Source organism: Gordonia sp. Z-3 (assembly GCF_036233855.1).
In the GTDB taxonomy this organism is placed as follows: domain Bacteria; phylum Actinomycetota; class Actinomycetes; order Mycobacteriales; family Mycobacteriaceae; genus Gordonia; species Gordonia tangerina.
In genome coordinates, this window is sequence record NZ_JAZARS010000013.1 from 60,149 (window position 1) to 73,164 (window position 13,016).

The 13,016-nt window shown below is 67.3% G+C and carries 9 protein-coding genes; 7 read left to right on the forward strand and 2 right to left on the reverse strand.

From position 1 onward, the window contains the following. Positions 1–95 precede the first annotated feature (95 nt). The 4 genes from VX037_RS15830 to VX037_RS15845 all read left to right on the forward strand — a co-directional run bounded on the left by VX037_RS15830 (position 96) and on the right by VX037_RS15845 (position 8,506). Positions 96–4,925: an NAD-glutamate dehydrogenase gene (locus tag VX037_RS15830; RefSeq protein ID WP_328714898.1), complete on the forward strand. Its 4,830-nt coding sequence runs from the start codon at positions 96–98 to the stop codon at positions 4,923–4,925. 67 nt (positions 4,926–4,992) lie between these two features. Beyond that, positions 4,993–7,221, forward strand: a complete 2,229-nt coding sequence (locus VX037_RS15835; protein ID WP_328714899.1) for a molybdopterin-dependent oxidoreductase — start codon at positions 4,993–4,995, stop codon at positions 7,219–7,221. A 131-nt stretch (positions 7,222–7,352) separates the two neighbouring features. Next, complete coding sequence (locus tag VX037_RS15840) at positions 7,353–7,814, forward strand: acyl-CoA thioesterase (protein WP_235722339.1); 462 nt, start codon at positions 7,353–7,355, stop codon at positions 7,812–7,814. Then, positions 7,811–8,506 (forward strand): hypothetical protein, encoded by a 696-nt coding sequence (locus tag VX037_RS15845; protein WP_328714900.1) that lies wholly within the window; start codon positions 7,811–7,813, stop codon positions 8,504–8,506. Before VX037_RS15840 ends, VX037_RS15845 begins: the two co-directional genes overlap by 4 nt. 9 nt (positions 8,507–8,515) lie before the next feature. Here VX037_RS15845 and VX037_RS15850 read toward each other — a convergent pair whose 3' ends face one another. Continuing rightward, positions 8,516–10,234, reverse strand: coding sequence for a glycoside hydrolase family 13 protein (locus VX037_RS15850; RefSeq protein ID WP_442903688.1), 1,719 nt, complete (start codon positions 10,232–10,234; stop codon positions 8,516–8,518). A 512-nt stretch (positions 10,235–10,746) separates the two neighbouring features. Then, positions 10,747–11,187 (reverse strand): globin, encoded by a 441-nt coding sequence (locus tag VX037_RS15855; protein ID WP_266061262.1) that lies wholly within the window; start codon positions 11,185–11,187, stop codon positions 10,747–10,749. Positions 11,188–11,347: 160 nt separating this feature from the next. On the opposite strand from VX037_RS15855, the gene VX037_RS15860 reads away from it, so the two are divergent. From VX037_RS15860 to VX037_RS15870, 3 genes are all read left to right on the forward strand, one after another. Continuing rightward, the gene (locus VX037_RS15860) at positions 11,348–12,013 is read left to right on the forward strand and encodes an HNH endonuclease (RefSeq protein WP_442903685.1); all 666 of its coding nucleotides are present in this window, start codon (positions 11,348–11,350) and stop codon (positions 12,011–12,013) included. 140 nt (positions 12,014–12,153) lie between these two features. Further along, entirely contained in the window at positions 12,154–12,402 is a 249-nt protein-coding gene (gene ctaJ / locus VX037_RS15865; protein ID WP_235722334.1) for an aa3-type cytochrome oxidase subunit CtaJ, read from the forward strand. Next, positions 12,389–12,886 carry a DUF5130 family protein gene (locus tag VX037_RS15870; protein ID WP_266061264.1) on the forward strand — a complete coding sequence of 166 codons (498 nt, stop codon included), beginning with the start codon at positions 12,389–12,391 and terminating at the stop codon, positions 12,884–12,886. Before ctaJ ends, VX037_RS15870 begins: the two co-directional genes overlap by 14 nt. Positions 12,887–13,016 lie beyond the last annotated feature (130 nt).

A 13,016-nucleotide genomic window follows, 5' to 3' on the forward strand; every position in this document is an offset into this window, starting at 1 on the left:
CGGCGTCTTGATCACTACGATCGCAGGTGAGGGACACCCCCGGAGATTCCGGGGTTCCTGCCTCTGCAGCGACGGGGTGAGCGCCGGTGACGAACATGACATCGCTTCTACCGCAAGCGATTGCACGCTACTTCAGTTCGTCGTCGGTGCTCGACGACGCGCAGTTGCCCGACCCGGACACCTTTGACGATGACGATGTGGCGCGCGTGCGGCGGCACCTCGAGATCGCCGAACGGCGAGGCGACCGCGAACGACTGGTCGAGGTCGCCGGCACCGAATCCGGCGGAATCGAGATCGTCGTCGTCAACGACGACATGCCGTTGTTGGTGGAGGCCGTGCTGGCCACGGTCGAGGCGCACGACCTGGTGGTCAGTCGGATCGATCATCCGGTGATCCCGGTGGTGCGGTCATCGGACGGAGTGCTCTCGGACTTCGTCGCCGACAATCCCACCGCGGTGGAGTCGTGGATCTTCGTCGTCGCGTTGTCGCGTCAGCCGGATTTCGATGCCGAGGCCCTCCGCGCCGATCTCGTCGAGGTGATCGGCCGCGTCGCCGATGTGGACCGTGACGCGGCCACGATGCGGGCCACCCTCACCCGGTTGGCCGCCGAGTGCGCGACTGCGCCCATCGCCGGTCAGGGTGGCCTGCTCGCCGGGGACCGTCAGGAGTACGCCCGCCTGTTGGAATGGTTCGCCGGAAATCACTTCTTGCCGCTCGGCTATGCGCAGGTACACAGGGACGGAACCGACGTGGGCCCACGGCTCGGTATCTGGCGTACCGACACCGTCGCCGCCGACTTCCCGGTGGCCACGCGTCCGCCGCTGCTCCCGGTCGTCTCCCGGGTGTACCTCGAGACCGGCATCCAACGGTCCGATTTCCCCACCCTGTTGCAGATCCCGGCATTTGGCGACGACGGTGCGCAGGTCGGCGAACATCGTTTCGTCGGCACGTTCACGTCCTCGGGTCTGCATCAGACGGTTCTCGACGTCCCCGTGCTGCGGGCCAAGGTGCAGGGTGTGCTCAGCCGCGCTCAGGTCGACGATGATTCCTATGCCGGCCAGGCGATGCTCGAACTGCTGCAGAACTACCCGATCGTGGAGATGTTCGCGTCCACGGACGCCGAACTCAGCCGACGCATCCACGAGATGCTCGACGCCGGTGCCACCCGTTCGCTTCGGCTGTTCGTCCGTACGGACCCGGGCGGCGGGATGGCGTCGGCGCTGGTGTATCTGCCCCGCGACCGCTACAACACCCAGACCCGACTGACCTTGCAGGCAGAACTGCTGCGGGCGCTCGGCGGCACCGCCATCGAGTACACCGCCCGGGTCAGCGAGATGCCGCTGGCCCTGCTGCAGGTACTCGTGCGCGTGGACGCCGACGTCGTCCGATCGATCGGTTCGGTGGACACCGGCAGCGAGCAGCACCTGCGCATGCAGGCACGCCTGGCCGACATCATCCGGAGCTGGGACGAACGGGTACGCGAACTCGGGCGCAACGCCGCAGAGTCGAATGAGGCGTCGTGGCCGATCGGCGGTGTCGATGCGGTGTTGCGCATGTTGCCGTCGCTCACCGACGACTACAAGGAACAGCGGAATCCGCGCGAGGCCCTGGCCGACCTCGTTCACGTGACGCAGTTGGCGCCGGGTGATGTCACCGTGACCTTGGGGCGGGTCCTCGACGACCTCGACGCCGACGTCGACGTCGACCCGGCAGAGTTGACGTTGGCGGGCGGGGCGGCCGACGGTCGGGATCTGCGGACCAAACGGTGGACCTTCACGCTGTACCTGTGCGATGAGACCGCCACCCTCACCGATGTCCTCCCGGTCCTGCACAGCCTGGGCCTCGACGTCCTCGACGAGCATCCGTATCACCTGATCCGCGGCGACGGATCCTCGTGCTGGGCGTACGAGTTCGGGGTGCGCCTCACCGAGGGCATGACCATCGACATGGGTTCGCTGGCGGACCTGCAGAGTCGGTTCACCGACGCCTTCGAGCAGCTCTGGCGCCGCAACGCCGAGGTCGACGCGATCAACGAGTTGGTCATCCGATGCGGTCTGGACTGGCGCTCGGCGGCGATGCTGCGGGCATACGGCCGCTATCTCCGGCAGTGCGGGTTCTCCTACACCACCACGCATGTCGCCGCGGTTCTCGGTGACCACCCGGCGGTCGCACGCGGGCTCGTCGAGCTGTTCGCCGCATCCTTCGACCCGGATTCGGCCAACGACGATCGCCGCGAGGATGCCCTCGCCACGTTGCGTCGTGAGGTCGGATCCGTGATCAGCCTCGACGCCGACCGGATTCTGTCGGCGTTCGCGGCCGTGGTGACGGCGACCTCACGTACCAACTTCTACGTCTCCGGTGACGACGGCGGACATCAGCCGGTGATGTCGTTCAAACTGCGGCCACGTGACATTCCCCAGGCCCCGCAACCACGGCCCATGCACGAAATCTTCGTCTACTCACCGCGCGTGGAAGGTGTGCACCTACGATTCGGCATGGTGGCGCGTGGCGGGCTGCGTTGGTCGGATCGCCGCGAGGACTTCCGCACCGAGATCCTCGGTCTGGTCAAGGCGCAGGCGGTGAAGAACGCCGTGATCGTGCCGGTCGGCGCCAAGGGCGGTTTCGTGGTGAAACGTCCTCCGGCGGCGACCGACAACCCCACGGCCGACCGGGATGCGTTCCGCGCCGAGGGCATCGCGTGCTATCGCGCGTTCATTGCCGGGTTGCTCGACGTCACCGACAACATCGACCGACAGAGCGGGACGGTTCTGCCCGCCCGATCGGTGGTGCGCCGTGACGGCGACGATCCATACCTGGTGGTGGCCGCCGACAAGGGGACCGCGTCGTTCTCCGACATCGCCAATGATGTGGCCGCCGACTACCGGTTCTGGCTCGGCGACGGCTTCGCATCGGGCGGATCGGCCGGCTACGACCACAAGGAGATGGGGATCACCGCCCGCGGAGCGTGGGAGTCGGTGAAACGCCATTTCCGGGAGATGGGTGTGGACACCCAGTCGCAGGAATTCACCGTCGTCGGTGTGGGCGACATGAGCGGTGATGTCTTCGGCAACGGGATGTTGCTGTCCGAACACATCCGGCTCGTCGCCGCGTTCGACCACCGGCATGTGTTCGTCGACCCCACGCCCGACGCGGCCGTGTCGTTCGGGGAGCGGGCACGACTGTTCGACCTACCGCGCTCCTCGTGGGACGACTACGACCCTGAACTCATCAGTCCGGGAGGCGGAGTATGGTCGCGGCACCAGAAATCCATTCCGGTCAGCGGCGAGATGCGCGAGGCGCTGGGACTCGACGGCGACATCACCGAATTGTCGCCGCCCGAACTCATCCGCACGGTGCTGCTCGCACCGGTCGACCTGTTGTGGAACGGCGGGATCGGCACCTACATCAAGGCGTCGACGGAGTCGGACGCCGAGGTCGGGGACAAGGCGAACGATTCCATCCGGGTGAACGGCGACGAGCTGCGGGTCAAGGTGATCGGGGAGGGCGGCAACCTCGGGGCCACCGAGCGCGGCCGTATCGAGTTCGATCTGTGCGGCGGCCGGGTGAACACCGACGCGATGGACAACTCCGCCGGTGTCGACTGCTCCGACCACGAGGTGAACATCAAGATCCTGCTCGACACCGCGGTGTCGTCGGGCGACCTCGACGCCGGACACCGCAACGAGCTGCTCGACTCGATGACCGGCGAGGTCGCCGATCTGGTTCTCGCCGACAACATCTCGCAGAATTCCGAACTCGGCTTCTGCCGCACCTTCGCGCAGGAACGCGTGGACGTCCACGTCCGCCAACTGGCCGACCTCGCCGACACGCACGACGTCGATCTGCACCTGGAGGCGCTACCCGAACCGGGGGAGCTGCGTAAACGGTTCGCCGGTGAGACCCGGCGCGGGTTGACCTCGCCCGAGCTCGCCACGCTGATGGCGCATGTCAAGCTGGCCACCAAGGCGGATCTGCTCGACACCGACCTGCCCGACAACGACGTGTTCGACCAGCGGCTGGCCCGATACTTCCCGGTGCCGTTGCGTACCGGATTCAGCGGTGGCATCCGCTCCCATCGCCTGCGGCGCGAGATCGTGACGACGACGCTGGTCAACGACGTCGTGGACAAGGCGGGCACCACTCACCTGTTCCGCCTTCGGGAGGGTGCCGGCGCGTCCACCGAGGAAGGGGTGCGTGCCTACGTCGTGGCCAGTGCGGTGTTCGGACTCGACGAGCTGTTCGATCGGGTGCTGCACGCCGCCGCGCCGGTCACCATGATCGACGAGATGACGCTCTACGCGCGGCGCCTGCTGTTCCGGGCGTCGCGCTGGTTGCTCGCCTTCCGGCCGCAGCCGCTGGCGATGGCCGCCGAGATCACCCGCTACCGAGACCGGGTCATCGAGTTGTCGGCGTTGCTGGACAGTTGGATGGGGTCGAGCTCGGCACTCGACGTCGACCGACGGGTGCAGCGCTATCAGGCGTCCGGGGTGGCGCAGGATCTCGCCCACGACGTCGCCATCGGTCTGCACCGCTTCTGTCTGCTCGACATCATCGACGCCGCCGAGATCGCCGACCGTGACCCGGTGGAAGTCGGTGAGGTCTACTTCGGCGTGATGGAACACTTCGGCATCGAGGAACTGTTGACCTCGGTCTCCGATCTCGAATATGGCGACCGCTGGCATGCGTTGGCGCGCTTGGCGCTTCGTGACGATATGCATGGTGCATTGCGTGCCATCACCTTGAAGATCCTGGAGATCGGCGAGCCCGACGAGTCGGCCGGCGAGATGATCGCCGAATGGGAGTCGTCGCAGTCGTCGCGGTTGTCCCGGATGCGCACGATGCTGACCGACATCAATGAGCTCGCCGATCCCGACCTCGCGACGTTGTCGGTCGCCGCTCGTCAGCTGCGCAGCGTGATCCGCTGAGCGCGTTTGCGGAGTGCATTTCGCGCAGGCGAGGCCACGCGACCCGCCGGGCGGTTTATCGTGAGGCATGGGTCGGACCGCGCTGAGAATCTGTCCGTTGTGTGAGGCAACCTGTGGCCTCACGGTGACCGTCGACGACGACGGCCGACTGCGCTCGGCGCGAGGTGACGCCGACGATGTGTTCAGCCACGGCTACATCTGCCCGAAGGGCGCCAGTCTGCCGGAACTCGACAACGACGCCGACCGTCTCAGCCGGCCACTCATCCGCCGCGACGGCGCACTCGTCGAGACGGACTGGGCGCAGGCCCTGCAGGCCGTCGTGGACCGGGTCGGCACGATCCGCGCTGCCCACGGTGCGACGGCGGTGGGTGTGTATCTGGGCAACCCCACCGCGCACACCGTCGCCGGCGCATTGCACGCGCCGATGTTGGCGCGCACGTTGGGCACCACCAATATCTTCAGTGCCAGCACGCTCGATCAGATGCCCAAACAGATCGCGCTGGGATATCTGTTCGGCAATCCGTTCGCGTTCTGTGTGCCCGATCTCGACCGCACCGATCACCTCGTCATCATCGGCGCCAATCCCGTGGTCTCCAACGGAAGTGTCACCACCGCAGCCGATTTCCCCGGGAAACTGACCGCCCTGCGCAAACGCGGTGGGCACCTGACGGTGATCGACCCGGCGCGGACCCGCACGGCGAAACTCGCCGACACCCACATCGCGCCGCGGCCGGGCACCGACGCCGCGCTCCTGTTCGCGGTGGTGCACACACTGTTCGACGAGGACCTCGTCGCCGCCGACCTCGGCGGGATCGCCCAGTACGTCAGCGGTGTGGAGACGCTCGGTGAGCAGGCGCGTGACTTCGCTCCGGAACGGGTCGCCGACCACTGCGGCGTGTCGGCGACCGAGATCCGCGATCTTGCGCGCGGGATCGCCGCGGCTCCCTCGGCGGCCGTCTACGGGCGGATGGGCACCACCACCGTCGAGTTCGGCACCATCACCAGTTGGCTCATCGACGCCGTCAACATTCTCACCGGCAACCTCGACCGGCCGGGAGGCGTGATGTTCCCGACCCCGCCTACCGCCCCGGCCCCCCGCCCGCCCAGACCGGGACGCCCGTTCCGGACGGGGCGTTGGCGCAGCCGGGTGTCGGGCCATCCCGAGGTCGCCGGCGAACTGCCCGCGGCGGCGTTGGCCGAAGAACTCGACTCACCGGGGGACGGTCGCATCCGAGCACTGATCACCATCGGCGGCAACCCGGTGTTGTCTGCGCCGGACGGTGATCGGCTGTCGCGAGCACTCGAGGCCGCCGACCTGGTTGTGTGTGTCGACCCCTACCTCAACGAGACCACTCGGCACGCCGACGTGATCCTCCCGCCGCCACCGCCCTCACGCAGCCCGCACTTCGACTTCCTTCTGAACAACCTCGCGGTGCATGCGACCGCGCGGTACTCACCGCCGGTCTTGCCTACCGACGACGGCCGGCCAGGGGAATCGGAGATCCTGTGCCGGCTGATCCTCGGGTTCAGCGGCGCATCGACCGACGCCGATCCGGCGATGATCGACGAGCAGGTCATCGCGGCCACCCTCGGCAAAGAGGTGACCGATCCGCACTCACCGGTCGCGGGCCGTGACGTCGCCGAGTTGGTCGCCATGCTGCCGGACGCTCCCGGCCACGAACGCCGCTTGGACATGATGTTGCGGCTGGGTGCCTACGGGGACGCGTTCGGTGCCCGCGACGATGGCATCACCCTCGCCGACGTGCTGGCCGCGCCGCACGGGATCGACCTGGGCCCGATGCGCCCGCGACTACCCGGGGTGTTGCGCACCGAATCGGGGACCGTCGAGCTCGCCGCCGACGACCTCGTCGCCGATGTCGAACGGCTGCGCACCGCGCTCGACCGCTCGCCGCAGGGACTGGTGCTGATCGGCCGCCGCAACCTGCGATCCAACAACAGCTGGATGCACAACCTGACCGCGCTGTCCGGCGGCAGCAATCGCTGCACCCTGCACGTACATCCCGACGACGCGAACCGGCTCGGCCTCGACGACATCGCCGTCGTCCGCGGCCCGGGCGGCGAAGTGACGGTGCCCGTGGAACTGAGCGCCGACATCCTGCCGGGAGTCGTGTCCCTGCCGCACGGCTGGGGCCACGACCTCGCCGGTACCCGTTTGTCGGTGGCCGCCGCCGCACCCGGGGCCAACGTGAACCAACTCAACGACGGCAGTCGGATGGACCCGTTGTCGGGGACGGTGACCCTGAACGGGCTGCCCGTGGAGATCGCCCCGGTCTGAACGCTCTCGCTGGGACCTCGCACGAGCGCTGTCGGGGGCGAGGATGCCGGGTGCGTAGGGTTGGGACGCAACCGACCAGGGACTGTCGAGGTCGTCGGAACGCGGTCGGATCACCGTCAGGGAGGAGTCGAGTGCGCTACGAAGACGAAGGAACCACAACCGAGGCCGGCTACGTGGTGCGGGTGCCCGTCCGCTGGTCGGACATGGATGTCTTCGCACACATCAACCACGCACGGATGGTGACGCTGATCGAGGAGGCGCGCATCCCGTGGTTGTTTTACGACGAGCGGCCGACCGCGGCCCTTCGCCACGGATGTGTCGTGTCCGATCTGCATGTTCGCTACCGCGAGCAGGTGCGCCACGACGAGGGGCCGATCGTGGTCACGATGTTCGTCGAGCAACTGCGGGCCGTCGACTTCACCGTCGGCTACGAAGTCCGCCGCGCTACCGATCCGCCCGGCGCCAAGCCCGCGGTCACCGCCACCACCCAATTGGTCGCCTTCGACGTCGATGCACAACGACTGCGTCGCCTGACCGCACCGGAGAAGGACTACTTGGCGTCGTTCCGACGTGATCAGCAGGCGAACCGATGACGGACCACGAGCGTCACATCACGCTCACCGGCGCCGACGACCGGGCCGACGCCATTGCGTTTCTGGGGCGCGCGCTGCGGCTCGACGACGCCGCCGTGGTTCGGATCGCCGCCCGGCCAGACGGGCTGATCGGTCTCTGGGTCACCACGGGTTTCGACGTACTCGCGGGCAGATCGGTGTTCGGTCGGCAACGACCCGACGACCTCGTCTGCGACGCAGCGGCTCTGCGTGACTCGCTGACCACTGCCGCGCCCGGCGAGCATATAGACCCCGGTTTCGGGATGGAGAGCGCGTGGCGTGGGTCGTTGCCGGCGGCCGGCGGGTTCGCCCAACTCGACGATGTCCCCGCCCGAACCGTCGTCGAGTTGTCGCGCGGTGGTGCGCATCTGGCCCGCAACGAAGGCAGCGCCCACGGGCCGGCCACCGGTCTGCTGGACCAGGACGTCCTCGAGGTCTCCGGGTCGGGCACCGAGGGTCGCGCCGCGGTCTCGATGCGCTCGCTGTTCGCGCTGACCGCAATGGGCTTCGTCCGGGACGCCGAGGGCCGCGAGGTGACCGAGACGTCACCGATCGAGCTCATCGATCCAGCTGAACCAGTACGAATTCGCCTGTCGGGCGCATGGATTCGGATCGATGCGCGATACGGGTCGGTCTTCCAGCGTCGCGAACGTCTGTCCATGACGCCCCGGTGAGGCGTCGATTCAGACCAGCCAGGCCGCCGAGTTCGGGGCCAGCTGCCCGTCGATGAGCGGGTAGCTGGTCAACAGGACCTCGCCCGGGGGCAGCCCGACCGGCACGTCGGAGGTGTTGAGTGCACACACCAGGTGACCCACCGAACGCCGGAAGGCCAGACAACCCTCGGGTGCGCCATACCATTCGACCGTGTCGCCGTCGAATTCCGGTCGCTGATACCGCATCTCGATGGCCTGCCGGTACAGCGACAGGGTCGAGCCGACGTCCTCCAACTGCGCTTCGACGGTGAATCGCGTCCACGAGTCGGGGATCGGCAGCCAGGTGTCCGGGTTGCTGCTGAAGCCATAGGGCGGCTCGAAGCCCTCCCACGGCAACGGAACCCGACATGCGTCGCGGCCCCGTTCGGTGTGTCCGGACCGCTCCCACACCGGGTCCTGCAGCGCGTCGTCGGGCAGGTCGGCGTTCGGCAATCCCAACTCGGCCCCGTTGTAGATGAACACCGTGCCCGGCAGTGCCAGTTCCACCAGCAGCATCGCCCGCGCGCGGAGGATGCCCAGATCGACATCCACCGTGGGCGAGTCTGTGTCGCTCGCACCGTCGGGATCGGTGTCGGAGCCGACGGGGGAGAGCCGTCCGTAGCGGGTGACCTCGCGGTCCACATCGTGATTGGACAGGGTCCAGGTGGGTGTTCCGTCCACCGACAGCACCGATTCCAGCGAGTTCTCGATCGCATCGCGGATCGAGGTCGGATCGAACGTCGCCTTGGCGAGACGGAAGTTGAATCCCAGATGCAGCTCGTCCGGTCGTAGATACTCGGCGAAACGCTCGTTGTCGTCCACCCAGATCTCGCCGACATTGGCCGCACCGGGGTAGTCGTCGAGAACGGTCCGGATCTTGCGGTGGATGTCGTGTACCGCATAGTTGTTGAAGCGCGGGTCGTCGTCGGAATTCTGCAGCAGGCCGGCCGACTCGACATCCATGTCCGGCAGATCGGCGGGCTTGGCCATGCCGTGGGCGACGTCGATGCGGAATCCGTCCACGCCCCGATCCAGCCAGAACCGCAACGTCTTCTCCAGGTCGGCGAAGACTTCCGGGTTCTCCCAGTTCAGGTCAGGCTGCTCGGCGGCGAAGATGTGCAGGTACCACTGGCCCGGACTGCCGTCGGGATCTGGCACCCGGGTCCAGGCCGGACCGCCGAACACGCTGTGCCAATTGTTCGGTGGTTCCTCGCCGTCGTCTCCCCGCCCATCGCGGAAGATGTAGCGGGCGCGGGCAGCGCTGCCGCGCTCGGCGGCCAACGCCTCGACAAACCACTCGTGCTGATCGCTGGTGTGATTGGGGACGAGGTCCATCGTCACGCGGATGTCGCGGTCGTGCGCTTCGGTGATCAACTCGTCGAAGAGCGCGATGTCGCCGAAGAGCGGATCGATGTCTCGGGGATCGGACACGTCGTAGCCGTGGTCGGCCATGGGGGAGCGCATGATGGGACTCAGCCAGATCGCATCGATGCCGAGAAGTTCGAGGTAGCCGAGTTTGTCGATGACGCCGGCGAGATCGCCGACGCCGTCGCCGTTCAGATCTGAGAACGACCGCGGGTAGATCTGGTAGAAGATCGCCGACTTCCACCAGGTCGTGTCGGCGGGATCGAGCTGCGTGGCCGCGGACGCGGGTGGCGCGACAACGGCTTCGGTGTCCGGCGCCTCGGGAGCTTCGGTGTCCAGGGACACAGGCTCGTCGTCGGTCGCGGCGTCGTCGACGCCGTCTGACTCCGCCGCGCCGACGGTCGAGTCGGTGTGGTCCTCGTCTGTTGGTGGCTCGTCGGTGTCGGCCACCGCGCTCGACTCCACGGTGGCATGGCCGGTCTCCGCAGCTTCGGATTCGGCCGCTGCGGTGTCGTCTGCCGCCTCGTTCGGTCCCGCAGTGTCGTCGTCGACTTCGGCGGCATCAGCGGTTATCTCATCTGCTGCGGTCTCGTCTGCTGCTGCGGAGGAGTCGAGATCGGAGGCATCGAGATCGGGGCCATCGGAATCCGAAAGCTCGGGGTCCGGGGCTTCGGGATCTGTCGGAGTCGCGGCGGCGGCGTCGGTCTCGCCCTGCGATGCCTGGTCCGCACCGTCTGATTCCGGTGCGGCGGGGCCATCCTTCGATGTCTCGTCGCTCACCGTCGTCATTGTGCCTTACCTGTGTTTTCGGTGAGTCCCCCAGGTGGCGTCGGCGCGTCGTGCCCGCATCCGGCGTGTCACACAGGCGAGTTCATCATGGAATTCGCCGCCATCTCCATGTAATCGACCAGCGCCCGCCGGTGCGCGTCGTCGAGTGTCTCGGCATCGATCGACGCGATTGCGATGTGCATACAACGCAACCACGCATCCCGCTCGATCGGCCCGACCCGGAACGGGTGGTGACGCATACGCAGGCGCGGGTGCCCGCGCTCGTCGGAGTAGGTGCGCGGGCCACCCCAGTACTGCTCGAGGAACATGCGCAGGCGTCGTTCGGCGGGACCGAGGTCCTCCTCGGGGTAGAGCGGCCGCAACACCTCGTCGGCGGCGACCTCTTCGTAGAACCTGGCGGTGAGCTTTCGGAACGTCTCCGCGCCTCCCACCTCCTCATAGAAGGTGCGCTGCGTCGCGGGGGTGCTGGGCTGGATGCCACCGGGGACCTGACTGCTCACGATCCCCATTGTCCTGACCACCCGCGCACTCATCAACACCGATTCGGGTCGGGGAGGTGCGTCATCGGTTGTTCACGTTGCCGACCTGCATGGACACGCAGAATTGTCGTGCAAACGGGTCTGTTCCGTGGTCAACTTGACCTCGTCGGTGTTCAGGTGGGAGACGCGTATGAAGTCCAGGAACGCAACGTCGGTGACCTCGGTAGAAGGCGCCCGGCCGCGTGTCCGCGCTCTCGCGACTGTGCCAGGCGGTCGCGATCTGGATTCCCTTACGCAGGTGGGCTCGCCGATCGCCTCGTCCTCGGCGGGCGCATCGCTGTGGGGTCGGCGCCGTGTGCTGCTGCTCAATGCCACCTACGAGCCGCTCACGGCGGTCTCCTTGCGTCGGGCGATCGTGCTGGTGCTCCGGGAACGTGCCGACGTGGTGCACGCCGACGACAACGGCCTGCTGGTCCATTCGGCCGACCTGTCGGTGCCGGTGCCCTCGGTGATCCGGCTGCGCTCGTTCGTCAAGGTTCCCTACCGGGCCGTCATCCCGATGACCCGCGCCGCACTGATGCATCGGGACCGGTTCCGGTGCGGCTACTGCGCAGCCAAGGCGACGACCATCGACCACGTGGTGCCGCGCAGCCGAGGTGGAGCACATTCGTGGGACAACTGTGTGGCCTGTTGTGCGAGCTGCAACCACCGCAAGGCCGACCATTTGCTCAGCGAATTGGGCTGGAAGCTGCGCACGACGCCATCGGCCCCGAAGGGACGTCACTGGCGGCTGCTCGCCACGATCAAGGACATCGACCCGGTGTGGACGCAGTACATCGACGCCGGCGCCGCCTGATCGGCTCACCCATCTACGACGCGCTGTAGGGGTCGATGCCCGCGGCGTCACCTGGTGGGCTAGATTGATCACACGACCTGCGCCGCAGTGGCTGCAGGCACCGGCAACAGCCCTCAGCATCAACTGATCGAAAGGGTGGCATGGACAACCTGATCGTCGCCATCGGAGTGCCCGTCACGGTCATCTGTGTTCTGTTCGTGATCGGCTGCGTCGTCGCGATGGCCGTCCCGAACGACGTGAAGTATCCGAAGGTGCAGAACTACACCCTCGACCAGCAGTGGGAGCACGAGCCGCTGCTGTTCAGTGCCACCGACATCGAGCCGATGACGTTGGCGCATCATGCAGAAGCGACCGACGCGGACGGAGGTTCGGCCAGTGGCAAGTGGTGAGGTGGTATCCGGACAGCATGGTGACGTCGCCGTCGCCTCGGCAGCGGCGAGTGCGCTGCCGATCGGCACGGTCGTCACCAACGGCGGACGGGTATCGGGCACCCGATACCCGGGACAGGCTCCCACGACGCCGCCGTTCACCCGCGAGGAACTCATCGGGCTAGACGAGGCCCTGAAGGCGGCGAGCGAGAAGGCCTACGTGCGGTTCTCGGTGTTCATCGGCGAGCTGGGCACCGACGCGGTTGCCGACGCCCGGGCCGTCCTGCTGCGCGCGCCGGAACCGGCCAACGGAGCCTTGATCGCGGTCTCGCCCAACAGCCATGATGTGGTAGTCGTGTCGGGCGTCGACGTTGCCGACCGCGTCAACGACCGCGTCGCCCAGCTGGGTGTGACCGCGGCGGTCACCAGCTTCCGACAGGGAGACCTGATCGACGGTCTGATCGCAGCGCTGCGCGTGATGTCCACCGCAGCCGCGGCCTCCTGACCCATCCCGTCAACGGCGGCCCGCTCACCTCGGTGAGCGGGCCGCCGTTGCTATGAGACGGTGCTGGCCGCACCTGCAGGCTCTGGCCGCAGTTTCGGGTCCAAGCCGGAACCGGAAACTGCGGCCGAAC